Source organism: Duganella sp. BJB476, assembly GCF_003416895.1.
GTDB lineage: Bacteria > Pseudomonadota > Gammaproteobacteria > Burkholderiales > Burkholderiaceae_D > Rugamonas.
The window spans coordinates 648,735-674,534 of record NZ_QVIO01000001.1 but is presented as its reverse complement, the minus strand read 5'-3'; the positions used below and the strand labels follow the sequence as shown (position 1 = coordinate 674,534).

Annotated in this window: 17 protein-coding genes; 12 read left to right on the top strand and 5 right to left on the bottom strand. The window is 64.0% G+C overall.

Features of this window, described 5'->3' with window-relative positions:
- Nucleotides 1-4 precede the first annotated feature (4 nt).
- Entirely contained in the window at nucleotides 5-1,996 is a 1,992-nt protein-coding gene (locus D0T21_RS02955) for a TonB-dependent siderophore receptor (protein WP_229211312.1), read from the bottom strand.
- Nucleotides 1,997-2,380: 384 nt separating this feature from the next.
- On the opposite strand from D0T21_RS02955, the gene D0T21_RS02950 reads away from it, so the two are divergent.
- The 7 genes from D0T21_RS02950 to D0T21_RS02920 all read left to right on the top strand — a co-directional run bounded on the left by D0T21_RS02950 (nucleotide 2,381) and on the right by D0T21_RS02920 (nucleotide 12,713).
- The gene (locus tag D0T21_RS02950; protein WP_116988333.1) at nucleotides 2,381-3,688 is read left to right on the top strand and encodes an FAD-dependent oxidoreductase; all 1,308 of its coding nucleotides are present in this window, start codon (nucleotides 2,381-2,383) and stop codon (nucleotides 3,686-3,688) included.
- Nucleotides 3,685-6,693: an iminophenyl-pyruvate dimer synthase VioB gene (gene vioB / locus D0T21_RS02945; protein ID WP_116988332.1), complete on the top strand. Its 3,009-nt coding sequence runs from the start codon at nucleotides 3,685-3,687 to the stop codon at nucleotides 6,691-6,693. Before D0T21_RS02950 ends, vioB begins: the two co-directional genes overlap by 4 nt.
- Before the next feature lies 1 nt (nucleotide 6,694).
- A complete protein-coding gene (locus tag D0T21_RS02940) occupies nucleotides 6,695-7,984 on the top strand; it encodes an NAD(P)/FAD-dependent oxidoreductase (protein ID WP_116988331.1) in 1,290 nt (429 codons plus the stop codon).
- Nucleotides 7,984-9,102: a tryptophan hydroxylase gene (locus D0T21_RS02935; protein WP_229211311.1), complete on the top strand. Its 1,119-nt coding sequence runs from the start codon at nucleotides 7,984-7,986 to the stop codon at nucleotides 9,100-9,102. The genes D0T21_RS02940 and D0T21_RS02935 overlap by 1 nt, the downstream gene beginning before the upstream one ends.
- 9 nt (nucleotides 9,103-9,111) lie before the next feature.
- Complete coding sequence (gene vioE / locus D0T21_RS02930; RefSeq protein WP_116988330.1) at nucleotides 9,112-9,681, top strand: violacein biosynthesis enzyme VioE; 570 nt, start codon at nucleotides 9,112-9,114, stop codon at nucleotides 9,679-9,681.
- Between the two features lie 24 nt (nucleotides 9,682-9,705).
- Nucleotides 9,706-10,872, top strand: a complete 1,167-nt coding sequence (locus D0T21_RS02925; protein WP_116988329.1) for an MFS transporter — start codon at nucleotides 9,706-9,708, stop codon at nucleotides 10,870-10,872.
- 167 nt (nucleotides 10,873-11,039) lie between these two features.
- Nucleotides 11,040-12,713: a sodium/solute symporter gene (locus D0T21_RS02920; protein ID WP_116988328.1), complete on the top strand. Its 1,674-nt coding sequence runs from the start codon at nucleotides 11,040-11,042 to the stop codon at nucleotides 12,711-12,713.
- Between the two features lie 68 nt (nucleotides 12,714-12,781).
- Here the strand turns inward: D0T21_RS02920 and D0T21_RS02915 are convergent, their stop codons facing one another.
- Nucleotides 12,782-15,031 (bottom strand): glycoside hydrolase family 3 C-terminal domain-containing protein, encoded by a 2,250-nt coding sequence (locus tag D0T21_RS02915; protein ID WP_116988327.1) that lies wholly within the window; start codon nucleotides 15,029-15,031, stop codon nucleotides 12,782-12,784.
- A 168-nt stretch (nucleotides 15,032-15,199) separates the two neighbouring features.
- On the opposite strand from D0T21_RS02915, the gene D0T21_RS02910 reads away from it, so the two are divergent.
- The 3 genes from D0T21_RS02910 (at nucleotide 15,200) to D0T21_RS02900 (ending at nucleotide 19,857) form a co-directional block, all read left to right on the top strand.
- Nucleotides 15,200-16,156, top strand: a complete 957-nt coding sequence (locus tag D0T21_RS02910) for a helix-turn-helix domain-containing protein (protein ID WP_116988326.1) — start codon at nucleotides 15,200-15,202, stop codon at nucleotides 16,154-16,156.
- A gap of 111 nt (nucleotides 16,157-16,267) precedes the next feature.
- A complete protein-coding gene (locus tag D0T21_RS02905; RefSeq protein ID WP_229211310.1) occupies nucleotides 16,268-18,946 on the top strand; it encodes a TonB-dependent receptor in 2,679 nt (892 codons plus the stop codon).
- The gene (locus D0T21_RS02900; protein WP_199538389.1) at nucleotides 18,943-19,857 is read left to right on the top strand and encodes a hypothetical protein; all 915 of its coding nucleotides are present in this window, start codon (nucleotides 18,943-18,945) and stop codon (nucleotides 19,855-19,857) included. The genes D0T21_RS02905 and D0T21_RS02900 overlap by 4 nt, the downstream gene beginning before the upstream one ends.
- On the opposite strand, the gene D0T21_RS02895 is transcribed toward D0T21_RS02900, so the two are convergent.
- The 3 genes from D0T21_RS02895 to D0T21_RS02885 form a co-directional block, all read right to left on the bottom strand.
- Entirely contained in the window at nucleotides 19,848-20,495 is a 648-nt protein-coding gene (locus D0T21_RS02895) for a GntR family transcriptional regulator (protein WP_116988325.1), read from the bottom strand. The two genes, D0T21_RS02900 and D0T21_RS02895, sit on opposite strands and share 10 nt — an antisense overlap.
- Before the next feature lie 92 nt (nucleotides 20,496-20,587).
- Nucleotides 20,588-23,311, bottom strand: coding sequence for a TonB-dependent receptor (locus tag D0T21_RS02890; RefSeq protein WP_116988324.1), 2,724 nt, complete (start codon nucleotides 23,309-23,311; stop codon nucleotides 20,588-20,590).
- A 248-nt stretch (nucleotides 23,312-23,559) separates the two neighbouring features.
- Nucleotides 23,560-24,903, bottom strand: coding sequence for a diguanylate cyclase domain-containing protein (locus tag D0T21_RS02885; protein WP_116988323.1), 1,344 nt, complete (start codon nucleotides 24,901-24,903; stop codon nucleotides 23,560-23,562).
- 201 nt (nucleotides 24,904-25,104) lie between these two features.
- Here D0T21_RS02885 and vapB point away from each other — a divergent pair, with 201 nt between their 5' ends.
- Both vapB and vapC read left to right on the top strand, forming a co-directional pair.
- Complete coding sequence (vapB, locus tag D0T21_RS02880) at nucleotides 25,105-25,335, top strand: type II toxin-antitoxin system VapB family antitoxin (RefSeq protein WP_116988322.1); 231 nt, start codon at nucleotides 25,105-25,107, stop codon at nucleotides 25,333-25,335.
- Nucleotides 25,336-25,737: a tRNA(fMet)-specific endonuclease VapC gene (gene vapC, locus D0T21_RS02875; protein WP_116988321.1), complete on the top strand. Its 402-nt coding sequence runs from the start codon at nucleotides 25,336-25,338 to the stop codon at nucleotides 25,735-25,737.
- The last annotated feature ends 63 nt before the right edge of the window (nucleotides 25,738-25,800 follow it).

Genomic DNA, 25,800 nt, shown 5'->3' with positions numbered 1-25,800 from the left:
CATCTCAATATTCCATGGTCAGTTTCAGTTGCAGCCGCCGGCCGTCCTGCTCGATCGCGTCTTGCAGATGCTCCACCGAGGCGGGATCGGCATAGCGGCGGTTGAACAGGTTGTAGGCGGTCAGCGCCAGGTCGGCGTGGCGCGTCAGGCGATGCGAATACAGGTTCAGGTTGGCCACCAGCGCGGCGCCGGTGCTGCCGCCCTGGATCATGGCGCGCCGGCCCACGTACTGGGCCTCGGCGCCGGCGCGCCAGGCGCCTTGCAGCGGCAAGGTCAGGTTCAGCTTGACCAGCTGGCTGGGCGTGTTGACGTTGCCGCCCTCGCCGTCGGCGCCGTCCTGGCGCGTGCGCTGCCAGCTGTAGCTGGCCTTCAGGCGCGTCGCGTTGCTCCAGTTTTGCTCGTACTCGAATTCGACGCCGCGCGCCACGGCGCGGCCGGCGTTCACAAAGATCGGCAAGCCGCCATGATCGACCTGCGTGATCAGCGCCGACACCACGTTGCGGAACGCCGATACCGTCACGCGGCGATTGCCGGGCAATTGGCGCACCAGCGCCAGCTCGGCGCTGCTGATGCGCTCGCGGCCCAGAGTGGGATTGGCCAGTTGGCCGCCGTCGCCGGGCGCGCTGTAATACAGCTCGTAGTTGTTGGGCGCGCGGTAGGCATTGCCGAACATGGCCTTGAGCGTGGTCGCCTCGTTCCACTGCTGCACCAGCGCCAGGCGCGGACTGAATACGCCGCCGGTGGCGACGTGGCGGTCGTAGCGCAGGCCGGCGTTCAGCAGCAGCGCCGGCGTCAGCGCGACCTGGTCCTGCAGGTACAGGCCGTAGCGGTTGCCGTCGTGGTTTTCGTTCAGGTATAGCGCGTACGGATCGACGTCGAAGTTGAGCATCCGCTGGCGATAGTCGTCCTCGTAGGACAGGCCGGCCAGCAGCTTGTGGTCGCCGATATTGGCCAGCAGCGTCAGCTCCGCGCCGCACCAGCGGCTGGCGAAGACGTCGCGATTAAGGACGCCGTTGGCGTCATCGCCCACGTAGTAGCCCAGCGATCCATATTCGGCCCAGTAGGCGCGCGCATTCAGCTCCAGCTGCGGCGACAGCATGGTGCGGTAGGTCAGATCGGCATAGTTTTGCGTGTCGACCGTGTGCGAACGCGGATCGTTGAAGCGCTGGCTGTACGAGGCGGTGGGCACGCCCTTGTCGCGTTCCGCATGGATCAGGGTCGCGGTAAAGTCGCCGTGGATGGCCTTGGCGAACAGGCGGTGGCCGCTGTCGTAATCGAGGCCGCGCGCCACGCCGTCGCTGACGCCCTCCTGCGCGTAGGCGGCATAGAACAGGTCGCGGCCATCGGTCTTGTAGCGGCTGGCGGCCAGCAGCCAGTCGGTGCCGAAGCTGTCGGTCCAGGCCTGGCTGCCCAGGGCGCGGCGGGCGCCGTCCTGGCCGCCGGACAGGGCCAGCGCGCTGCCCTCCATGTCGCGCGGACGGCGCGTGATGACGTTGATCACGCCGAAGAAGGCATTGGCGCCGTACACCGACGAACCGGGTCCGGGCACGTACTCGATGCGCTCGACCAGTTCCAGGTCGAGCGGGAATTCGCCGCCCATCGGCCCCGAATCGAACACCACGTCGTTGATGCGGTTGCCATCGATCTGCAACAGGAAGCGGGTGTTGTAGTCGCCCGGACGCAGGAAGCCGCGCGCGCCGACATAGGTGTAGTTGCGGTCGTTGCTGGCATAGACGCCGCGCACGCTGCGCAGCACATCGCCCAGGGTGCGCCAGCCATAGGCGCGGATATCGGCGGCGGTGATCACGGTGACGCTGGACGGCGCCTCGCTGGCGCGCTGGACGAACTTCGACGCGCTGTACACCTCCAGCGACATCAGCTGTTCCAGCGGCAGCACGGTCAGGTCTTGCGCATCGGCGCACGGACTGAGCGCGAGCAAACCGCACAGCATGGGGAGGTGTAGCGGCGCCAATCGCCGTTGGTTCATCGTTGCCATATGCCGCTCACCGCCCGAATAATTGCTCTAGTAAAACATGTTCTCAGGTTGAAGCGCGCTTGTACAGTCGGCGTTGCCGATGACCATCATGCGCTGGTGTTTCCGCAACAACCGAGGCGCTCCGCGCCGACTTCCCGCCATTTTCCGTCAGACGAACTCAGCTTGATATTTGTCAAGCCGCGTGACGTTCGCCCAAGATATTGTTTGCGCAATATTTAATAATAAGCAACTAGGGACATGCAAGTGACTTCGTCAAATCGACATCACTCTTGAACCACGCCAGTAATGCCCCCACAAGGGGCGGCACGCTGCACCTCCCGCCATACCAGCACGCGGGGGGACATTTGGGTTAGTGGCTCGGGATTCACCAAAAGGGAATTCTGGATGACCAATTATTCTGACATTTGCATCATCGGCGCAGGCATCGGAGGATTGACTTGCGCCACCCGTTTGATCGGCGCCGCCATCAGCAAGCATCTGCGCATCCGGGTGTTCGATCTGAATGCCGCAGTGGGTGGCCGCATCCAGTCGCGCAAAATCAACGGGGAGGAAATCGCCGAACTCGGCGCCGCCCGCTACTCGCCGCAGCTGCATCCGAACTTCCAGCAGCTGATGCAGGGCAGCGAACTGCCGCATGCGGTCTATCCGTTCACCGAGGCGGTATTCCACGATCGCGTGCAGGAGCAACTGCAGGCCACACTGCTGAGCCTGAAGCCGATGCTGAAAGAGCATCCGCAGGACTCGTTCCTGCAGTTCGTCAGCCACTACCTGGGCGCCGCCGAGGCCACCCGCATCATCAAGGCCACCGGCTACGACGCCCTGCTGCTGCCCATCGTCTCGCCGGCCATGGCCTACGACATCATCAAAAAGCATCCCGAGACGCAAAGCATCACCGAAAACGCCGCCAACGAATGGCTGTATGCCACCGACGGCTACGGCGAGCTGCTAAGCCAGCTGCAAGGCGCGGCCCAGGCCGGCGGGGTGAAGTTCGAGCTGGGCCACCGCCTGCTGTCGGTTGAAAAGTCCGGCGCCGACCACGTGCTCGCCTTCAACCACATGGGCGAACGGCGGGAACACCGGACGCGCCACCTGATCATGGCCGTCCCGCCCACCGCCATGGCGGGCCTGAATCTGGACCTGCGCTCCGGCTGGAGTCCGTTCCAGTACGATTCCCTGCCCTTGTTCAAAGGCTTCCTGACCTTCGACGACGCCTGGTGGCAGGCGCTGGGACTGACCGACAAAGTGCTGATGGCCGAGAACCCGCTGCGGAAAATCTACTTCAAGGGCGACAAATACCTGCTGTTCTACACCGACAGCCAAAGCGCGAGTTATTGGCGGGACTGCCTGACGCAAGGCGAGGACGTTTATCTGGAACATGTCCGCCGCCACCTGGAAGAAGTGCTGCCGCTCAACGGCCAGCCGCTGCCGCCGATCAAGGGGCATTTCTACAAGCATTGGCCGCACGGCGTCGAGTTTTGCATGGACACCGACGCCGAACATCCGGCCGCCCTGCTGCACCAGGACGGCATCATCGCCTGCTCGGACGCCTACACCTCGCATTGCGGCTGGATGGAGGGCAGCCTGATCAGCGCACGCCACGCCAGCCAGCTGCTGCTCGACAGGCTGGGCCAACTACCCGACGCAGCAAACGACGCCCAGGCCTTCGCCACCTCCACCGCTGAGGACGTATGAGTCTGCTGGATTTTCCGCGCTTTCATTTTCGGGGTTTCGCCCGCGCCAATGTGCCGACCGCCAATCGCAATACGCACGGCCACATCGATATCGCCACCAACACGATATCGATGGCGGGTGAACCTTTCGACCTGGAGCGCCCGCCGTCCGACTTCCACCAGCACCTGAAGCAGCTCGCGCCACGCTTCAACGCTGAGGGCAAGCCGGATCCGGAAGGCGTCTTCAGCCAGGCGGCAGGCTACAATGCCTGCGGCAACAATCACTTTTCCTGGGAAAACGCCAGGATCACCGGCGTCCAGTTGCGGCATGGGGAGGTCGATACCGACGACGCGCTGGTCGGCGCCAGGCTGGCCTTATGGGGCCATTACAACGACTATCTGCGCACCACATTCAATCGCGCCAGGTGGGTCGACAACAATCCCGCGCAGCCGGACACCACGCTGATCTACGCCGGCCAGTTCACGCTGAGCGGCAAGCAGGCCACGCCCAACACGCCGGCCCTGTTCAGCGCCGACATCGCGCAGGCGCATTCGGTGCGCTGGCTGGGCAGCGGCCATATCACCGAGCGCAGCGGGCATTTCCTGGACGAAGAGTTCGGCCGCTCGCGGCTGTTCCAGTTTTCGGTGGCGAAGCAGGATCCGCATTTCCTGTTCAATCCCGATACGCCGCTGCCAGACAGCATGCGCGCCCTGCAACAGGCGCTGGCCGGCGACGATGTGCTGGGGCTGACGATCCAGTATGCCCTGTTCAATATGTCGACGCCGCAGAAGCCGGACTCGCCGGTGTTCTACGACCTGGCCGGCAGTATCGGCCTGTGGCGCCGGGACGAGCTGGCCACCTATCCGGCCGGCCGCCTGCTGCTGCCGCGCCAGGCCAGCCTGGGGCCAGTGCTGGTGAAGGTCGATGGGGAACGGGTCTCGCTCAATATGCCGACCGCGATTCCGTTCACCACCCGAGCGGCTGGCCCCGTGTCCGAGCAGCATCCGACGCATGCGCTGGGCGGCAAGGCGGCGCTGGGCGACCTGCTGCTGCATGGCGCCGATGGCACTCTGCTGGCCCGCATTCCCGAGCAGCTGTACCTGGACCACTGGCGCCATCACGGCGTAGTGGACTTGCCGCTGCTGCGCGGCGGCGCGGCCACCGGCTCGCTCAGCCTGGGCAACGCGCAGGCGCAGTGGGACGAAGCCGATTGGGTGCACCAGTCCGACAGCAACCAGCTGTATCTGGAAGCGCCCAACCGGCAACGGCGCCAGGACTACCCTCAGACCATCACCGTGCAAAGCCGTTACCGCGGCGAGCTGAAGACGCATCCGGCGCTGACCGTACACGGTGAACTGCTGGCGCTGGAACTGCAACCCTCGGCACGTGGAGCGGGCTACGCCGACCTGACAGTCACCGGCCGCGCATCGGGCGCCACCCGCATCGTGCTAGGCGAGGGGCGGCAAGCCCAGCACCTCGGCGCCCGCGTGCTGCCCGACGACTGGCATCTGGACGAGGTGCCGGCCGAACAGGTCGACTACGCCTTCCTCTACCGCCATGTGATGAGCTATTACGAGCTGGTCTATCCCTTCATGGCGGACAAGGTGTTCAGCCTGGCGGACCATTGCAAGTGCGAGACCTATTCGCGCCTGATGTGGCAGATGTGCGATCCGCAGAACCGCGACAAAAGCTACTACATGCCGAGCACCCGCGAACTGTCGCTGCCGAAATCCAAGCTGTTCCTGAAGTACCTGACCCAGGTCGAAGCCGCCGCCAAGACCGCCGCGCCACAGGAAGCGGCGCCGCAGCTCATCAGCAGCAAGCCGGCGTTGATCGACGAACTGAAGAAGGCGATCGACCTGGAACTATCGCTGATGTTGCAGTACCTGTACGCCGCCTACAGCATCCCCAACTACGAGCAAGGCCAGCAGCTGGTGGAAGCCGGTCTCTGGCACGCGGAAGAGCTGGAGCTGGCCTGCGGCGACGCCGACCGGCGCCGCAACAGCGGCGCACGCGGCGCGCTGCTGGAGATCGCCCACGAAGAGATGATCCACTACCTGTTGATCAACAACGTGCTGATGGCGTTGGGCGAGCCGTTCTACGCCGGCGTCCCGCTGCTGGGAGAGCAGGCGCGGCAACGCTTCGGCCTGGACACGGAGTTCGCATTCGAACCGTTTTCCGAGCACGTGCTGGCCAGGTTCGTGCGCTTCGAATGGCCGGACTATCTGCCCACGCCGGGCAAGTCCATCGCCACCTTCTATCGCGCCATCCGCCAGGCCCTGGCCGAGCTGCCCGAGCTGTTTGAAGCCAACGGCGGCAAGCGCGGCGGCGAGCACCACCTGTTCCTGAAGGAGCTGACCAACCGCGCCTATCCCGGCTACCAGCTGGAAGTGGGCGACCGCGCCAGCGCGCTGTTCGCGATCGACTTCGTCACCGAGCAGGGGGAAGGCGTGGCCGTCGATTCGCCGCATTTCGACGTCTCGCATTTCCACCGGCTGCGCGCGCTGGGCGGCCGCTTCTCGTCCCGCGAGAAACCGTTCGAACCGGCCGTGCCATCGCTGAAAAACCCGGTGCTGGCGGCGCGCGCCGACTGCACCGTGGTGACCGATCCAAAAGCCCGTGCGCTGATGCAGCTGTACCAGGGCTGCTATGCGCTGACCTTCGGACTGATGGCCCACCATTTCGCGCAACAGCCACTGGGCAGCCTGCGCCGTTCGCGCCTGATGAACGCCGCCATCGACATCATGACCGGCTTGTTGCGGCCCCTGTCGGCGGCGCTGATGAACATGCCGTCCGGCCTGCCCGGCCGCAACGCCGGGCCGCCGGTGCCGGAGCCGCCGGGCGCCGCCATCAGCGCCGACTACAGCCTGGGCTGCGAACAGCTGGCGCAGCAATGCCTGGCGCTGGCCCAGTACGGCCGCTGCCTGGAGGCCGGCGTGGTCGGCCTGGCGCAGATCGAAATGTTGGAGTTTTTTAATCAGCAATTAACCGATTTATCTCGGGGAAAGATGTCTAGAGAGGCCTGAAATGTACAAGATCATCATCGTCGGCGGCGGCCTGGCGGGCAGCCTGGCCGCCATCTATATGGCGCGACGGGGGCACGACGTCCACGTCATCGAAAAGCGCAGCGATCCACTCGGACCCAATGCGGCCAGCGCCGATCCGATCGGCTCCCGCGCGATCGGCGTCAGCATGACCGTGCGCGGCATCAAGGCCGTGCTGGGGGCCGGCGTCAGCAAGCAGGAGCTGGACCAGTGCGGCGAGCCCGTGGTCGGCATGGCGTTCTCCGTGCGCGGCGACTTCAAGGTGCGCGAGCTGACCCCGCTCGAAGGCCTGTTCCCGCTGTCGCTGGACCGCACCGCCTTCCAGCGCCTGCTGAACCGGCACGCCGTCAAGCACGAGGTCAAATACTACTTCGAGCATAAATGCCTGGACGTCGATCTCGACCGGAAATCCGTGCTGATCCAGGATAGCAACGGCGCGCTGCAGCATCTGCAAGGCGACCTGATCATCGGCGCCGACGGCGCCCACTCGGCGGTGCGGCGGGCCATGCAAAGCGGCATGCGGCGCTTCGAGTTCAAGCAGACCTTCTTCCGCCACGGCTACAAGACCCTCGTGCTGCCAAACGCCGCCGGACTGGGCTTCCGCAAGGACTTGCTGTACTTCTTCGGCATGGATTCCAAGGGCCTGTTCGCCGGCCGCGCCGCCACCATCCCGGACGGCAGCATCAGCTTCGCCATCTGCCTGCCCTACACCGGCACGCCCAGCCTGGCCACGCTCAACCGCGAAGCCATGGCGGACTTCTTCAGCCGCTACTTCGGCACCCTGCCGCCGGCCAGCCGCCAGGAATTGCTGGACCAGTTCATCGCCCTGCCCAGCAACGACCTCATCAATGTTCGCTCCAACACCTTCCACTACAAGGGCAACGTCCTGCTGATCGGCGACTCGGCGCACGCCACCGCGCCCTTCCTCGGCCAGGGCATGAACATGGCGCTGGAGGATGTGTACGTCTTCGCCACCCTGCTCGACCGCCAGCCCGATGCGATGAACCAGGTGCTGGCCGAGTTCACCCGCCAGCGCAAGGTGCAGGCCGACGCCATGCAGGATATGGCGATCGCCAACTACGAAGCGCTGAGCAATCCGAATCTGATTTTCTTCCTGCAGACCCGGTACACCCGCTACATGCACAAGAAATTCCCCCGTGTTTATCCGCCCGACATGGCGGAGAAACTGTACTTCACATCGGTTCCCTACGATGAGTTGCAACAAATCCAGAAGAAGCAAAACGTTTGGTACAAACTTGGAAGGGTAAATTAATGAAGATTCTCGTTATCGGCGCCGGACCGGCAGGACTGATCTTTGCCAGTCAGATGAAGCAAGCCCAGCCCGGCTGGGACATCCGCATTGCGGAAAAGAACACCCAGGAAGAAGTGCTGGGCTGGGGTGTGGTGCTGCCGGGACGGCCGCCGCGCCATCCGGCCAATCCGCTGTCCTACCTGGAGCAGCCCGAACTGCTCAATCCGCAGTACCTGGAAGAGTTCAAGCTGGTGCACCACGACCAGCCCAACCTGATGAGCACCGGCATCACGCTGTGCGGCGTCGGACGCCAGGCGCTGGTGCAGGCGCTGCGCGCCAAGTGCGTGGCCGCCGGCATCACTATCCAGTACGAAACGCCGCTGGCCAGCAAGGAAGCGCTGGAGGCCGAGTACGACCTGGTGGTGGTGTCCAACGGCGTCAACCACAAGTCGCTGGAGTTGCCGCAGGCGCTGGCGGCGCAGGTCGATTTCGGCCGCAACAAATACATCTGGTACGGCACCACCCAGCTGTTCGACCAGATGAACCTGGTCTTCCGCAGCAACGAGCATGGCATCTTCATGGGCCACGCCTATAAATACTCGGACACGATGAGCACCTTTATCGTCGAGTGCAGCGAACAGAGCTTTGCCCGCGCCGGGCTGGAGAACCGCAGCGACAGCGAGGTCGCCGCCTATCTGGCCCAGACCTTCCAGGCCGAACTGGGCGACCACGACCTGATCAGCCAACCGGGCCAGGGCTGGCGCAACTTCATGACGCTCAGCCGCGAACAGGCCAGCCACGGCAAGTTCGTGCTGATCGGCGATGCGCTGCAGTCGGGCCACTTCTCGATCGGCCATGGCACCACGATGGCGGTGACGGTCGCCCTGCTGCTGGCGAAAACCCTGGGCGCCGAGGCCGACACCGCCGCCGCGCTGGCCAACTTCAACGCCCGCGCCGTGCCGCTGGTGCGGCTGTTCAAGGACCACGCCGACAGCAGCCGCCGCTGGTTCGAAACCGTCAGCGACCGCATCGGACTGAGCAACGCCGAACTGACCATCAGCTTCGATAACCGCCGCAAGGACTTGCCGCCGTTGCAGGACGCGCTGATGGCCACGCTCGGCTACGCGCTGGGTCGATAAGGAGCCGCCATGCCGAACTACGCCACGCCGCCGCTGTTGCCGCTGCAATGGAGCAGCGCCTACATCTCCTACTGGTCGCCGATGCGGGAAGAGGACGAGGTCACCTCCGGCTATTGCTGGTTCGACTACGACCGCAATATCTGCCGCATCGACGGCCTGTTCAACCCCTGGTCGGAGCGGGAGACCGGGCACCGTCTGTGGATGTCCGAAATCGGCGACGCCGGGCGCGAGCGCAGCCGCAAGCAAAAAGTGGCGTATGCCAGGCATGGCGAGCAACTGCGCGAAACGGCGCTGCCGGACGAGGTGGCGCCGTTCCGTGAACTGTTCCTGCCGCAGGCCATCCTGCGCGACGGCGAGGCGCTGCATAACGGCCGCCACGCCGTGCTGGGCCAGCCGGCCGATGCCTGGGTCATCGAGCGGCCGGGCAAGGCGCGCTCGGTGTTCTACCTGCAGGCCGGCGGCAACCAGCTGCTGCGCATGGTCACCGGCAACGACCCGCAGCATCTGTCGGTGCGCGATTTTCCGAACTTCTCGGCGGCCGACATTGCGGACAGCATTTTCATTCCCGCCCAGTCCTAGCTTTTACTTTCGAAGGAAACCTGTATGCCCCTGCTTGTCTATATACTCGGCTTGACGATCTTCTCGTTGACCACGTCCGAATTCATGGTGGCGGGCATGATGCCGTCGCTGGCGCTGGCCCTGGGCGAGCCGGTGACACGGATCGGCTACCTGATCTCGCTCTACGCCATCGGCATGGTGGTTGGCGGGCCGCTGATCACCGTCGGCATGCTCAAGCTGCGCATCACCAAGAAGGACGGCTTGCTTGGGCTGCTGAGCCTGTACGTGATCGCCCAATCGATCGCCGCCTCGGCCACCAGCTATGACGTCATGGCGATCGCGCGGCTGGCCACCGGCGTGGCCGCCTCGGCCTGCTTTGGCGTATCGCTGGCGATCTGTGCCGACCTGGTCGGCGTCCACGCGCGCGGGCGCGCCGCCGCCGTCGTGATCGGCGGTCTCATGTTGGCTTCGGTGGTCGGCGTGCCGATGGCCACGCTGATCGACCAGCATCTGGGATGGCGCGCCAGCTTCTGGCTGGTGGTGCTGCTGACGGTGCTGTGCATGGTGCTGGTCACGTTGCTGATGCCGCGCTCCAGGCCATCCCAGGCAGCCAGCCTGGGCAGCGAACTGAAGGAGTTCAGGAATCCCCATCTGTGGGCGGCCTATGCCAGCAGCGGCCTCATCATCGGTGCGATCTTCGCCGCCTTCAGCTACTTCGCGCCCATCCTGACCGAGGTGAGCGGCTTCCCGCCCTCCTCGATTCCGTGGCTGCTGGGCGTCTACGGCGTCGCCAACGTGGTCGGCAACGGCGTGGTGGGGCGGTTTGCGGACCAGTACACGATACCGATCATGGTCGGGGGCATGCTGATCCTGAGCATCAGCTTGGCGCTGTTCGCCGTGTTTGCGCACGACCAGACGATCAGCATCGCCTTGCTGGTGGTGACCGGGCTGGTCGGCATGTCCATGAATCCTGCCATTATCGCGCGGGTGATGCGGACCGCGCATCCCGGGCCTCTGGTCAACACCATCCACACCTCGGTCATCAACATCGGCCTGGGCGCCGGGTCGTGGATAGGCGGACTGGGGATCGCCGCCGGCTACGGCTTGCGCTCGCCGTTGTGGGTAGGCGTCGCGCTGGCCGTGCTTGCGCTGATCAGCCTGCTGCCCTTGCTCGGGGGACGCGCGGTCCGGATGAATGTAGTGTCGAATTAACAATTATTGAAGTGAAGCCTTACCCAAACGATATAGCTGATTGCAAAAGTCGTATTGGCGTCTTCCGGCCCAAATCGCCTAAGATTTTCACTTGGTAGATTTAAAAAAAGGGAACGGCCGCAACCAGGCCGTCCATCCGGAGACAAACCTTTCATTTCGAGCGCTGCATGAGCACTTTTTCCACCATAGACGTCACCGTCTTTCTGTTTTATTTCGTTCTGGTCGCCGGCTATGGCATCTGGGTCTACCGGCGCAAGCAGGCCGGTTCCGGTTCGGCTTCACACGACTATTTCCTGGCCGAGGGGTCGCTGACCTGGTGGGCCATCGGCGCCTCGCTGATCGCTTCCAATATCTCGGCTGAGCAGTTCATCGGCATGAGCGGTTCCGGCTACCGCATCGGCATGGCCATCGCCGTGTATGAGCTGATGGCGGCCGCCACGCTGGTGATCGTGGCCGTGTTCTTCATGCCGGTCTACCTGAAGAACCGCATCTACACCATGCCGCAGTTCCTCGAACAGCGCTACGGCAAGGCGGTGGCGACCACGATGGCGCTTTTCTGGCTGGGCCTGTACGTGGTGGTCAACCTGACTTCGATCCTGTACCTGGGTGCGCTGGCCATCAGCAGCCTGTCGGGCATCGCCCTGCTGCCGTGCATGCTGTTCCTGGCGGTGTTCGCGGCGGTGATCACGCTGGGCGGCATGAAGGTGATCGGCTACACCGACGTGGTGCAGGTGACCTGCCTGGTGGTCGGCGGCCTGGTCACCACCTGGCTGGCGCTCGACATGGTGGCCGCGCTGGCGCACAAGCAAGGCGCGATGTCCGGCCTGTCAGAGCTGTACGCCCATAGCCGCGACCACTTCGACATGGTGCTCGCGCGCGACAATCCGAACTACATGGACTTGCCCGGCCTGTCGGTGCTGCTGGGCGGCATGTGGATCGTCAACCTGAACTATTGGGGCTGCAACCAGTACATCACCCAGCGCGCGCTGGGCGCCGACCTGCCGACCGCGCGCAAAGGCCTGCTGTTCGCGGCCTTCCTGAAGCTGCTGATGCCGGTCATCGTTGTGTTGCCTGGCATCGCCGCCTATGCGCTGGACAAATCCGGCGCGCTGGGCGACGCCATGAAGGTCGGCGGCGAAGTCAATCCCGACCGCGCCTACCCTATCCTGCTCAACCTGTTGCCATCCGGCCTGAAGGGCATCGCCTTCGCCGCGCTGACGGCGGCAGTGGTGGCTTCGCTGGCCGGCAAGGCCAACAGCATCGCCACCATCTTCACGCTCGACATCTACAAAAAGGCCTTCAACAAGCAGGCCAGCGAGCAGCGCATGGTGTGGATCGGCCGCGTCAGCGTGGTGGTGGCGATGGTGCTGGCCGTGCTGATCGCGCCGATGCTGGGCATCGACAAGAAAGGCGGCTTCCAGTACATCCAGGAATACACCGGCTTTGTCTCGCCCGGCATCCTGGCCATGTTCCTGCTGGGCTTCTTCTGGAAGAAAACCACGGCCGGCGCCGCCATGTTCGCCACCTTGGGCGGCCTGGTCGGCTCGATCGTGCTGAAGTTCCTGCCGACGATGATGGACCTGTCGTTCCTGGTGCCGATCGGCTTTGCCAAGGTCACCGCCGGCGGCCTGGCCGAGATCCCCTTCCTCGACCGCATGTTCATCGTGTTCTGGGTGGTGGTAGCCGGCATGGTCGTGATCAGCAAGATGGCCGACGTCAAGCGCGACAACGTCAAGCACATGCACATCGACACCTCGCTGTTCCGCGTCGACGGCGCCTTTGCGCTGGGTTCGGCGGTGATCGGCATCGCACTGACGGCGATCTACAGCCTCTGGTGGTAAAACGGCAGTGAAATAAAAAGGGCGGGCGCTGCAAATACAGCGCCCGCCCTTTTTTTGTCCTCCGGCGTTTAGCGGGAAGGCTTGCCGTTCACATCGTAGACGGCGGCATCCAGGTGGACCACGGTGCTGACGGCCTTACTGTCGGCGGCGCTGGCCGCCAGGGTCAGCTTGTAGTCGCCCCTGGCCACCTTCCAGGTCTTCGATGCCGAGTCATACACCGCCAGCAAGCGCGGATCGACGGTCACCGAAGCCTGCACGCCGGCACCCGGCTGCACCTCGACCTTCTGGAAACCGGCCAGGCGTTTCGGCGCTTCCCAGCGCGCGCTCAGCGGCGACACGTAGAGCTGGGCCACCTGCTTGCCCACGACCTTGCCGGTATTTTTCACCGTGAACGAAGCGCGCACGACGCCGCCCTTGACGCTGGCGGCCAGGTCCGAGAAGGCGAACTCGGTATAGGACAGGCCATGGCCGAACGGGAACAGCGGCGTCAGCCCCTTCAGGTCGAACCACTTGTAGCCAACGGCGGCACCTTCGCTGTAGCTGACGTCGAAGCGACGGTCCGCCACTTCAGGGAAGCCATCCAACGCCGGGCGAGGCAATTGCGATTCCGATGCCGGGAAGGTGGCCGGCAAATGGCCTGAAGGATTGACCTCGCCGAACAGCACGCCGGCAATCGCCTCGCCGCCGCTGGTGCCGGGATACCACGCCTCCAGCACGGCCGACACCTTAGTCAGCCACGGCATGGTCACCGGACCGCCGGTTTCCAGCACCACCACGGTGTTGGCGTTGGCCTCGGCCACGGTTGCGATCAGCTCGTCCTGCTTGTCGGGCAGCGACAGGTTGGGTATGTCGAAGCCCTCGCCCGTCCACTGGGTCGCGAACACCAGCACCACGTCGCTGTCGCGCGCCAGCTTGGCCGCCGCATCGCGGTCGCTGCCGTCGCTGTACACCACCGTGGCCGACGGCATGCGCGCCTGGATGGCTTTCAACGGCGACGACGGATAGACCATGACCGGGCCGGGCCAGGTCTTGGGCAGCAGCTCCGGCGCGGCATTGCCGCCAACCGGATAAACCAGCGACGAACCGCCGCCGGCCAGCACGCCGCGGTCGGCATAGCCGCCGATCACCGCGATGCGCTTGGCGGCGCGGTTCAGCGGCAAGGCGCCGTTGCTGTTCTTCAGCAGCACCATGCCCTCCTGCGCGTCCTTGCGCGACACCGCCGCGTGCGCATTGAAGTCGATCGCCTCAGGGGCAGGCGCCACCGGGTGGTCCACCACGCCGTGCGCGAACATCGCATACAGGATGCGGCGCACCATGTCGTCCAGGCGCGCCTGCGGCACCCAGCCGTTCAGCACGGCCTCCTTCAGCGGCGGGCCGAAATAATCGGCCACGTCGAACGGCATGCCGGACTGCTGGTCCAGCCCGGCATTGGCGGCCGGCACCGTGCTGTGCGTCGCGCCCCAGTCCGACATCACCCAGCCCTTGAAGCCCCAGTCCTTCTTCAGCACCTCGTTCAGCAGGTAGTTGCTCTCGCAGCCATAGACGCCGTTGACGCGGTTGTAGGAACACATGACCGCGCCGGGATTGCCCTCTTCGTTCGCAATCTGCAAGGCCAGCAGGTCCGACATGCGCGCCGAACGGTCGTCGATCCTGACGTTGAGCGTGGTGCGGCCGGTTTCCTGGTCATTCAAGGCAAAGTGCTTGAGCGTGGACACCACGCGATTCGACTGGACGCCCTTGATTTGCGCGCCGACGATCTTGCCAGCCAACAGGGGATCCTCGCCTGCATACTCGAAGTTGCGGCCGTTGCGCGGTTCGCGCATCAGGTTGACACCGCCGGCCAGCAGCACATTGAAGCCGTAGGCGCGCGCTTCGGCGCCGATCATGGCGCCACCCGCATAGGCGGTCTGCAGGTCCCAGGTGGCCGCCGTATTCAAGCCGGACGGCAGCGCCGTGCCCTGGCGCGCGTCCGGCCCGGCCTGGCTGGCCACGCCCAGGCCGGCGTCGGTTTCCCACAGGTGGGGGATGCCCAGGCGCGGCACGCCGTAGATAAAGCCGGCCGACTGCTTGTGCGCCGGCGCCGGCCGCGTGGTCTTTTTATATTCCATGTCGGCGCCCAGGTAGCCGTAGACCAGCTTGAGCTTCTCGTCGAACGTCATCGCCGCGACCGCCAGGCGTGCCCGCTCCTCCGCGCCCAGCTGCGCGTTCATCCACGGCGTGCTTGTGGGCGCAGCAGGCTCGCCGGTTTGCGCGCCGACGCTACCGCAGCAAAGCGCCACGGCTGCCGATATCAGGCTAATTTTTCTCCGCAATTTCATGTATCTCCATCACTTTCTGAATTGTTTGCGGGCGATTGTGCCCCCGGCACGCAGGCCGGGCAATTACGAAAATGACGAATCGACGGAACGATATTCCGCAACACCGCCTTGTTGAAATCACAATCCCTAGGTAATATACGGTATACGATTTCTGGATTGTGGCAAATCATGAATCAGCTCAATCAGCTCACGCAGGCCTTCGGATGGGACAACTCCGACACGCTCAAGGAATGCTTTCGGCGCAGCGGGGCGACCGAGCCGCTGCGGGCCTGCATCGGGCCGCTGCCGCTGTCGGGCGCGGTGATCGTGCGCTGGACCGCCGACGGCGCCGACAGCGCGATCCGCTCCATCGTGCCGCATCCCGACAGCTACCGCATCGCCATTCAGCTGGAGCCGCATCAATCGGAAATCTGGAACGACGGCGCCCCCGTCTGGAGCGGCGTGATCGGCGCCAACCGTTTTCGTGTATGCATGCCGGGCGCCAAGGGCCGTTGGCGCCGTTTAAGCGGTTGCGACATCGTCAACATCTTCGTCCCGACGGCGACCGTGCAGGCCATGGCTGCGACCTGCGGCCAGAGCCTGTCCACACTGTCCAGCAACTGGATCGCGCCGGATCGCGTGGTCATGGACCTGACCCTGAAGCTGCTCGACGCCGACACGCTGGCCGGCGCCTGGGCGCCGCAATTCCGCGACCATCTGACATCGGCCCTGGTGGCTTATCTGCTGCAGCAGCACGCGCAGCTGCCCTCCGCCTGCGCCACCAGCAGCCTGGCGGGATCGCGCCTGCAGAAAATCCTGGCGTACATGGCCGCGCGGCTGGCGGAGGAAATCGCCGTGGTGGACATGGCCGAGGCCTGCGCGATGAGCGAATCCCACTTCTCGCGTGAATTCCACAAATCGGTCGGCATGCCGCCGCACCAGTACCTGATGAAGCTGCGCATCGAGCGCGCGCGAGAGATCCTGATGGCCGGCGACGCCCGCATCATCGACATTGCGCTCGACCTTGGCTTCTCCAATGCCAGCCATTTCTCCCGCGCCTTTGCGCGCCGCTACGGCGTGGCGCCGGCAGCCTTCCGCCAGCTGGCGCGCGACGTGCCTAGCGAGGCCTGCAGCATCGCAGATTGAAGCGTTTTTGTGCTACTTCCGCAGGATTTGACGCGCAGCTTCGTCTTGAAAATTTCAAGATTGAAGTTGCCAGCTTTTATAAGTCGTCAATAAAAAGGGAGACACCACGATATGTTTCAAATGACTCGCATCCACCGCGCCATACTGCTCGCATTGGGCGGCGCGGCCATGACAGCCACCCAGCCCGCGCTCGCCCAGGACCAGAACAAGGAACAGGAACAAGCAGCGGAAGTCCAGCGCGTAACCGTGACCGGTTCGTCCATCAAGCGCATCGCCGGCGAATCCGCGCTGCCGGTCACGATCATGAAGGCCGATGAATTCGTCAGCAAGGGCATGACCACCATCGAGGAAGTGCTGTCCTCGGTCTCCGCCAACCAGCAGACCACCGTCGGCAGCACCAGCATCGGCTTCGACGGCGGCGGCAAGTCGTCGGCCAATCTTCGCGGCCTCGGCGACGACCGCACGCTGGTGCTGCTCAACGGCCGGCGCCTGGCCAACCATCCCTTCGACGGCAGCAGCGTCGACCTGAACGCCATCCCGTTCGCGGCGCTGGACCGGGTAGAGATCCTGCGCGACGGCGCCTCCCACATCTACGGCACCGATGCGGTGGCCGGCGTGATCAACTTCATCACCAAGCGCTCGTTCACCGGCGTGTCCGCCACTGCCGAAGCCGTCATTCCGCAGCAGACCGGCGGCCACGAAAAGCGCGGCAACGTCACCGCCGGATTCGGCGATCTGCAAAAGGACGGCTACAACGTCTTCGGCGTGCTCGACTACCACGACCAGGGCCGGGTGCGCTCGATCGACCGGCCGTACTCGGCCACCGGCATCCAGCCGGCATACGGCATCAACAAGACCAGCGGCACCACCTTCCCGGCCAACTTCTTTTCCGCCAAGGGCATCACCGGCAACCCGCGCTACGCCAGCGGCTGCTTTGCGCCGAATACCGTGCCGCAAGCCGGCAATGGCGTCACCGACATGGGCACCTGCCGCCAGGATTATGCGCGCCTGGTCGACGATATTCCCGATACCAAGCAGACCACGGCCTATGTCAAGGGCGCGTTGCGTTTCGGCGCCTACGGCCTGGCCACGCTCGACTACCTGCACTCGGAGAGCGAGAACATCAGCCGCATCGCACCACCGCCGCTGACCGGGCTGAAAATGAGCGCGGATAACAAGTGGTATCCGGGCGCGGCGGGCGGCACGCCCGCCGTGAGCGGCCTCACCGGCGAAGACCTGACGATCAACTGGCGTCCGCTGGAAACCGGACAACGGACCTCGAAGAACCTCGGCGTATCCGACCGCGTGGTGCTCAGCGTGGAAGGCTCCGCTTACGGATGGGAACTGGCGGGCGGCGCCAGCTACGCGCAAACGCGGGTCACCCAGGATTTCACCAGCGGCTATGTGGAGGACGCCATGATCCAGCCGGGCATCACCGCCGGCACGCTCAACCCGTTCGGCGCGCAGGACGCCCAAGGCGCGGCCTACCTGCAAAACGCACTGTTGATCGGCAATGCCTTAAACGCCAAGGCGAAGAACGCCAGCGTCGATGTGCGCGCAACGCGCGACCTGATGACACTGCCCGGCGGCGCCCTGGCGCTGGCGCTCGGCGCCGAACATCGCACGGAGAATTCCACCTATACCGTCAACCATGCGATCGTCGACCAGGCCGCGATCTATCGCGCCACCGCCCTGTTTGGCGTGAAGGACCAGGATGCCTCGCGCTCGCTCTCGGCCGTGTACGCGGAACTGGTCGCCCCGCTCCACAAGACGCTGGAACTGCAACTCGCCGCCCGTTCGGACCGGTATAGCGACGCCGGCAGCACCTTCAATCCCAAGGTCGGCATCCGTTTCCAGCCGCTGAAACAAGTGATGTTCCGCGCTTCGGCCAACACCGGTTTCCGCGCGCCGACCTTGTACGAGATGCACTCGCCGGTATTCGACACCTACACCGTGGGCGCCTACGACGATCCGCAACTATGCCCAGGCGGAGTGGCCAAAACCGGCGTCAATCCGCTGACGGCGTGCCACTCCATCCAGCCGGGCAAGAGCGGCGGCAATCCCGAGCTGCATCCCGAGAAGTCGCGCTCGTATTCCTTCGGCGTGGTGTTCGAGCCGGTGAAGGACCTGACCGCTTCTCTCGACTATTGGCACATCAAGGTCGTCGACGGCATCGGCGCGGCGCTGACCGAGGCGGAACTGTTCGCCGATCCGGAAAAATACCGCGACCGTTTCCACTACAACGCCGGCGGCACGGCGCTCGACTACGTCAACCTGTCCTCGCTGGCCAACCTGGGCATCCGCAAGAGCAGCGGCGTCGACCTGACGCTTCAGTACCGCTTCCCGCAAACGCCGATAGGCTGGTTCGATACCTGGTTCAACGGCACCTACGTCACCAGCAATGTGTGGCAGGTGACGCCGGACGCCGATCCGTTCGAAAGCATCGGCGTGTACAACGGCGCGACGCGCTGGAAACACAATCTCGCCCTGCGCTGGATGAACGGCGCCTGGAGCACGACGCTGTCGCAACGCTATACGTCCGGCTACGTCGACCAGAATGCGGTGGCGGCGCAATACCAGCGCGATGTTTCCGCCAATTCCATATGGACGCTGTCGGGAGCTTATACTGGCTTCAAAAACACGACCGTGACCGCAGGGATCAAGAATCTGCTGAACACCGATCCACCGTTCTCCAACCAGAACGCCAATCCGCAGACCGGCTACGATCCGCGTTTGTCCGATCCGATCGGCCGCGCCTACTATGTTCGACTGACCTACAAATTCAAATGATGAAAACCTACCGATTCAATCCAACCAAGGCGCTGGCCGCCCTGGCCATCGCGGCCGGCCTCGCGGCCTGCGCGCACACAGACCTGATCCGAACGCCGCCGTCGAGTTTCGGCTTCGATCCCTTCTACGCCAAATATGCCGACGCCCAGGGCATCCCCATCACCGGATCCAGCCAGGTGCCCGACGCGGCGATACTGGCGGCGCGCGACATCGTGATCGCCATGCTGTCGTACCGCCCCGACGTCCGCGACGAACTGGCGCACCAGGGCGCCCGCGTCGGTGTCATGGCGATCACGGAAAATACCACCGACATGCCGGAACAGCGCGACTGGAAAAAGCCCGCGATTGACGACCCCAGGCTGACGAAATGCGAAGTGCGCGACTATGCCAAGACGATAGGCCAAATGACGGACCGCCAGTATTGGGACGCGCGTTCGCGCGGCATGGGCGGCTTGTACACCACGGGCGCCGCCGAGAACATCATGGGCGTGCCGAAGACGCGCTACTACGGAGAGAACATCCTGGTGCACGAGTTCTCGCACAACATCATGGGCGCGCTGCGCACCATCGATCCGCAACTGATTGCGCGCCTTCAAACCTCCTATGCCCACGCCAGGGAAAAGCGCCTGTGGCAAGGCGCCTACATGGCGAATACCCTGGAGGAGTATTGGGCCGAGGGTACGCAGTTCTGGTTCAATTCCAACATGGCCTACATCACGGACACGCTAACCGTGGTCAACGACGAGCACTTGCGGGCCCACGATCCGGAGCTGTACGCCATCCTGGCGGAAGTCTACGGCGGCAACCATCATATCGCCGCCGACGTGTTCTATATGCACGCGGCCCGCATGGACAGCCCGCGCGTATCGCTGGACAACTCAGGCAAAGCCAGGAACGACTGCTACTCCTGATTGAATTCCCGCCGCAGGTCTTCCAGTGTCGAGGCGATGTGGTCGTGCATCATCGCCGCGACCACATTGCCCTTGCCCTGCGACCACAGCTTAAGCATCGCCAGGTGCTCCTTGTGCGCCCGGTCCTCGCGGCCGGCGGGCTCCAGGTGCTTGCGCACATATCGTTCGGAAATAATATTGAGGCGTTCGATCATCTGGATGGTCAGCGGACGGCCCAGCGGCCGCACCAGCGACATGTGGAAATCACGGTTGAGGCCGCCCACCATGTCCTTGTTCGAGATCATCGCCTCATCGAGCGCATCCAGCGCGCGCTTGGCCGCGGCCTTGTCCTCTGGTGTGGCCAGCCTGCTCGCCTCGCCGACGGAATCGGGCTCCAGTTTCAGGCGCAGCGCGTAGACCTCTTCAGCCTCTTCCGCGCTCAAGGGCCGCACGAAGTAGCCGCGATTGGGATGGGATACCAGCAGGCTTTCCTGCTCAAGGCGCGCCAAGGCTTCCCGCAGGGGGATTTTGCTCACGCCCAGTTCGGCGGCCAGCGCATCCTGGCGGATGGGAGCGTCCGGCGGAATCAGGCCGGCGATGATGCGCTCGCGCACCAGCGTGAAAATTTGTTCGGAGAGTGTTCGGACTACAAGGCTCATGCTCCAACAACCATGCGAATAAAGTATACGAATTATACGCATAAAAAATCCGACCGCTTCCCGGAAGAAGGCGGCCGGATCGTCAGCAACGCTTATTTGAAGCTGTAGTCCAGGCTGACATAAACGTAGCGACCGCGCGGATCGCCCCAGCTATCGTTGTAGCCCAGCGAGGAGCCTGGGTCGAAGGCTGGATCGCGGTTGAACACATTGTTGGCGCCGACGCGGATCACCGTGTTCTTGATGCCCGAATAAGCCAGCGACGCATCCATCGTGGCGATGGCGGGTATCCGCCGTCCCTTGGCATAGAAGTCATACCATTGGTTCTGCACCGCCGACGGTGAACGATCGACCTTGGTGCCGGCCACGTACTTGACGATGCCGGTGCCGCTCCACGGTCCCAGGTCCCAGTTCACGCCGACGTTGGCCAGCACGCGCGGGTTGCCGTACTCGCCGGCATCGCACGAGGTGTTGTTCGGGCAGTTGATGTAGACGTTGTCGGCCAACAGCACCGTGTCGTAGCGGATCGTGTAGTTGGCATCGCCAAACACCTTGATGCGGCCCAGCTTTTCGGTGCGGAAGGTGTAGGACGCGTCCAGGTCGATGCCGGAAGTGTGCGACTGGAAGCGGTTGATCCAGCCAGTGTTGATGCTGGACAGCTCGCCGCGCAAAGGACCCAGCCGCGCCCGGTCGGCCGCCGACAGCGCCGCGTAGGCCGCGATGTCGTCGGCGGTGATTGCTTTGCGCATCACGCTCGACTTGTAGGCGCCGTCTTCGTTATCGAGCACCGTCGTGGTATCGAGGATGTCGATCTTGTTTTTCCACTTGATGTCGTAATAGGTCAGGCCGATGTTCAGGTCCTTGAATGGCTCGATGACGAAGCCGATGTTGTACTGGTTCGACTTCTCCGGCTGCAAACCCTTGGTGCCGACGTTGGAGGCCTTGACCTGGCGGGTGCAGAAGGAATCGAAATACACATCGCCCTCGACGCAGCGGTGCGGATCCTTGGTCTGATAGAAGGCGTCGCGGCCCTGGCTGAAGCGCTGCGGCAGCGATGGCGCCACCATGCCGGTGCTGTAGTTCGCGCGCAGCATGATCTCCTTGCTCGGCTTCCACTTCAGGCCTAACTTGGGATTGGTGGTGGCGCCGGCCAGCTCGTATTTATCGTAACGCACGGCGGCCTGGGCCTCCAGCGTCTTCAGCAGCGGCAGACTCAGCTCTCCATACACGGCCGACAATTTTTCCGAACCCGAGATCGGCGGCAACACCGCGTACTGGCCCAGCAAGCCTTGCTGCCAATCCTGCGACGGCGTGTACGACAGCGAATTCTTGCGCAGCTCGGAACCCACCGAGACGCCGATCTTCCCGCCCGGCAGCTCGCCGAATTCGGTCCCGGCCTGCACCTTGATGGAATCGGTTTTGCTGCGGGTCTTCACATACATTTCGCCCGACAACTCCCTGATCAAGGCGTCCGAATTGCTGTTGACGCCGAACGGATTGAAGCGCCCGTCGTCGACCGCCTGGTTCAACGCCTCCAGCTTGTAGGCGCCCAGGGTGTCGGTGCGGCCGCGCTCCTCGCCGTGCGATAAGGTCGCCGACCAGTCCCAGCCGGCCAGCTCGCCCTTGAGCCCGGTCAGCAGCCAGATGTTGTCGACGTTGGTCTTGATGCCTCCCTCGTAGACCGGAAAATCGCGCCGCACCGTCACCGGCTTGCCGTAAGTGTTGAAGGGATTCGAGGCCGGAATGACCAGGTTGTTGCGGTCGCGGTTCTGCAGCCACGACGACTGGCCGACGATGCGCTTGTCGAAGTTGGTGAAGAAGGCGTTGGCGAACAAGGTCAGGTCCGGGGCAATGTCCCAGTTCAGCGCGGCGGTCGCGCCGGCGCGGCGCGACGGCTTGACCAGGTCGGTGAATTCCGCCGTCGCCGACAGGCAGCCGTTGCGGGTCGGCGAAGGGAACCATTCGGCGCCGCTCGGATACGGCAGCTTGGAACCGGGCAGGCATCCCGGGTCGGCGAAGCGGTTGCCGCCGATCGACAGCGTGCCGGCGTCGGTGCCGTGGGCGCCGTAGACGTTGGCGTACTGCAGGCCACCGCTGGCGCCGAAGTCGATGTGGTTGGCCCAGTCGCGGTCGGTGCCCTTGATGCGCTTGGTGTCCTCGTACATCGCCGCGTAGGTCAGGTTGAATTTCTGCGTGGCGCGGTCGCCGTAGCCGCCGGCCACCGACAGCTTGCGCACATCGCCGCCGCCCAGCGTGGTGGTGCCGTAGCTGGTGCTCAGGTCCACGCCCTGGTAGTTCTGGCGCATGATGAAGTTGATCACGCCGCCCACCGCATCGGTGCCGTAGATCGCCGAGGCGCCGTCCTTGAGCACCTCGATGCGCTCGATCGCCGCCAGCGGCAGCATGTTCAAGTCCACCGAGGTGAAGCCGTTGGAGTCGTCCGAGCCGGACACCGGCAGGCGGTTGCCGTTCAACAGGATCAGGGTCGGCATGCCACGCAGGCTGGCCGTGGTGGCGCCGTTGCGGAAGTCGTTGCCGCCGCCGAAATCTCGGCCGTTGCCGCCGACCGACGGCAGGTTGCGCAACACGTCGAGCACCGAGGTCGCGCCCGAGCGCTTGATGTCTTCCTTGGTGATCAGGGTCATCGGCGAGACGCCCTCTTGCGCGATGCGCTTGATGTTACTGCCGGTGATTTCCACCCGCTCCATCTTGGCGTCCGGATTGGGCGCCTCCTCCAGCTGCGCGTACGCCACGCCGTGGGCCGACAACAAGGCCAGCGCCAACTTCACCCAGCGCACACATATTTTTTCCTGAAACATATTACTCGTCTCCTAGTGATGACGTCCCCATCGAGCGTGGAGGATCGTTGCAATGAAACTGCCGGTTTGCTTCGATGGCGTGCTTCAACAGGCTATCGAATCGCAACAGAGCTTACGTGGCTCGGCTGATGACGTCTTGGCAGTCTCAGCACTGGAAACGAACGAAATCGGCACAACCGGGGCCAAAACGCACATGGCTCCCGAAGGAGCCATGCATGACAAGCGCTGTCTGGATCGAGTTGCCGAGGCTAGCCGGAGTGTTCTTCGGTCTGCTTGGCGGCGTACATGGCCTGGTCGGCATAGCGCATCAACTGCGCGATGTCGGCGCCATGGTCGGGATAGTGCGCGACGCCGACGCTGGCGGTGATCGCCAGCCCCAGGCCGGTGGCCAGCAGCATGGGCGCCCCCAGCACCTGGTGGATCTTGTCGACGATCTGCAGGGTATCGTCGGCCACCAGCACTTCTTCCACGATGATGACGAATTCATCCCCGCCCAGCCGCGCCACGGTGTCCGATTCGCGCACGCAGTGCTTCAGCCGGTGCGCCACTTCGCGCAACAGCAGGTCGCCGCAGGCGTGGCCGTGTTCGTCGTTGACTTGCTTGAACTTGTTCAGGTCGATGAACAGCAAGGCCAGCCGTCCCTGGTGGCGCTGGGCGCGCGCCACCGCCATCTGCAAGCGGTCGAGGAACAGCCGGCGGTTGGGCAGCTGGGTCAGCTCATCGTGCTGGGCCATGAAGCGCAGCCTGGAATGCAGTTGCTTGCGCTGTATCGCCGTGGCCACCTGGTTGGAGACAAACATCAGCAATTCCTGGTCCTGGTCGGCGTAGCCGGACTGTTCCGGCCCATCGCCGCTTTGCAGCATCAGCACGCCGATGCGGCCCTGGCTGGTCGTCAGCGGCACGCCCAGCCAGCAATCCGGCAGCATGCCGGCCGCCTGCAACGCCGGCGGCAGCGCGGCCGCAGTGGCGGGCGTCAGCAGCACCGGCTGTCCACTGCGCAGCACTTGCTCCCCCAGCCAGCACGCCAGCGGCGGCGGCTCGGCCCGGCCATGGGCGTCGACGTGATAGGAGAACTCCACGCACTCGCCCCTGTCGCTCCGCAGCGCGACCGCGAAGCCGGGCGCTGGCAGCATGGCGCCGATAATCTGGTGGATCTGCCGGAACAAGGCCGGCAGATCGTCGCTGGCATGCGCCGCTTCCGAGATCGCATACAGCGCCGCCTGCATCGTTTCCGCCTGCTTGGTGGCGGTGATATCCCTGGCCACCGCTACGCGCAGCTGGTCGGTCTCGGACCAGCGCGCCGACCACATGATATGGACGATCTTGCCGTCCTTGCGGACGTAGCGGTTTTCAAAGCGGGAGGTAGGCTGGCCATCCATGATGGCGCGCGCCGCCGCCAGCGTGCGCTCGCGGTCGGCCGGCGCGACCAGGTTGATCATCTGCATGCCGATCATTTCCTGCGGCGCGTAGCCGAAGATGCGCTCGCAGGCGGCGCTGACAAACACGAAACGGCCCTCCGCATCGACCATGCAAACGGCGTCCATGAGCAAATCGGCAAAACGGGCTATCGTGGCGGCAGTAGTTTTATGCATATCCGCCGATTTTAGTCCCGAATACCGCCAGCAAGGTGTTCTGCGGCAATTTGTGACGAAAGACCAACAACACCCTGGCAAATCATTGGCGAGCTCACGCCCGGGTGCATGCCCCAGGGATAGCGCGGGATATGCGATTGACATATCCCGAGTGCGCACTACAATGGGATATATTTCTTGTATATCCCATGGAGAAAAGTGATGGAACAAGGTGCCGTTTTCCAAAGCAATCGCAGCCAAGCCATCCGCTTACCCAAAGCGGTGGCGTTTCCTGATGATGTGAAGCGGGTTGATGTCGTCGTGCTGGGCCGAACCAGGATCATTACGCCTGCCGGTGAATCTTGGGAAAGCTGGTTTGATGGCCCTGGCGTCTCCGCTGACTTCATGATGAAGCGCGAGCAGCCTGCCGAACAAGAAAGGGAATCTTTTTAAATGCTCAAGTTCATGCTTGACACCAATATCTGCATTTTCACCATTAAGAACAAGCCGGCCCCGGTTCGGGAGATGTTCATACGGCAGCATGGTTTGATGTGCATCAGCACGGTTACCTTGATGGAGCTTTTCTACGGCGTGGAGAAGTCGGCCAACCCGACGCGAAACTTGGCGGAAGTGGAAGGCTTCGCGGCCCGCCTGGAGGTATTGGACTTCGACAGCCATGCCGCCGCGCACGCCGGACAGATCCGCGCAGAGTTGGCCCGGGCTGGCACGCCAGTTGGCCCCTATGACCAGATGATCGCCGGCCATGCCCGTTCGCGCGGGCTAATCGTCGTCACCAATAATCGACGCGAATTTGAACGCGTGCCAGGGCTACGCGTGGAAGATTGGACTCTGTAGGCGCCTGGATCTTCCTGGCAAGCGCCCTCCTCGTTACCTCGACAGTCCGGGCAAAGAGCAAAA

What these genes read in the sequence shown, in the direction of transcription:
- D0T21_RS02910 (WP_116988326.1), top strand. Translation starts at nt 15,200, where the DNA reads ATGAATCAGCTCAATCAGCTCACGCAGGCCTTCGGATGGGACAACTCC.
- D0T21_RS02895 (WP_116988325.1), bottom strand. Translation starts at nt 20,495, where the DNA reads ATGAGCCTTGTAGTCCGAACACTCTCCGAACAAATTTTCACGCTGGTG.
- D0T21_RS02900 (WP_199538389.1), top strand. Translation starts at nt 18,943, where the DNA reads ATGATGAAAACCTACCGATTCAATCCAACCAAGGCGCTGGCCGCCCTG.
- D0T21_RS02950 (WP_116988333.1), top strand. Translation starts at nt 2,381, where the DNA reads ATGACCAATTATTCTGACATTTGCATCATCGGCGCAGGCATCGGAGGA.
- vioB (WP_116988332.1), top strand. Translation starts at nt 3,685, where the DNA reads ATGAGTCTGCTGGATTTTCCGCGCTTTCATTTTCGGGGTTTCGCCCGC.
- D0T21_RS02890 (WP_116988324.1), bottom strand. Translation starts at nt 23,311, where the DNA reads ATGTTTCAGGAAAAAATATGTGTGCGCTGGGTGAAGTTGGCGCTGGCC.
- D0T21_RS02915 (WP_116988327.1), bottom strand. Translation starts at nt 15,031, where the DNA reads ATGAAATTGCGGAGAAAAATTAGCCTGATATCGGCAGCCGTGGCGCTT.
- vioE (WP_116988330.1), top strand. Translation starts at nt 9,112, where the DNA reads ATGCCGAACTACGCCACGCCGCCGCTGTTGCCGCTGCAATGGAGCAGC.
- D0T21_RS02955 (WP_229211312.1), bottom strand. Translation starts at nt 1,996, where the DNA reads ATGGCAACGATGAACCAACGGCGATTGGCGCCGCTACACCTCCCCATG.
- D0T21_RS02885 (WP_116988323.1), bottom strand. Translation starts at nt 24,903, where the DNA reads ATGCATAAAACTACTGCCGCCACGATAGCCCGTTTTGCCGATTTGCTC.
- D0T21_RS02920 (WP_116988328.1), top strand. Translation starts at nt 11,040, where the DNA reads ATGAGCACTTTTTCCACCATAGACGTCACCGTCTTTCTGTTTTATTTC.
- D0T21_RS02940 (WP_116988331.1), top strand. Translation starts at nt 6,695, where the DNA reads ATGTACAAGATCATCATCGTCGGCGGCGGCCTGGCGGGCAGCCTGGCC.
- D0T21_RS02935 (WP_229211311.1), top strand. Translation starts at nt 7,984, where the DNA reads ATGAAGATTCTCGTTATCGGCGCCGGACCGGCAGGACTGATCTTTGCC.
- D0T21_RS02905 (WP_229211310.1), top strand. Translation starts at nt 16,268, where the DNA reads ATGTTTCAAATGACTCGCATCCACCGCGCCATACTGCTCGCATTGGGC.
- vapB (WP_116988322.1), top strand. Translation starts at nt 25,105, where the DNA reads ATGGAACAAGGTGCCGTTTTCCAAAGCAATCGCAGCCAAGCCATCCGC.
- D0T21_RS02925 (WP_116988329.1), top strand. Translation starts at nt 9,706, where the DNA reads ATGCCCCTGCTTGTCTATATACTCGGCTTGACGATCTTCTCGTTGACC.
- vapC (WP_116988321.1), top strand. Translation starts at nt 25,336, where the DNA reads ATGCTCAAGTTCATGCTTGACACCAATATCTGCATTTTCACCATTAAG.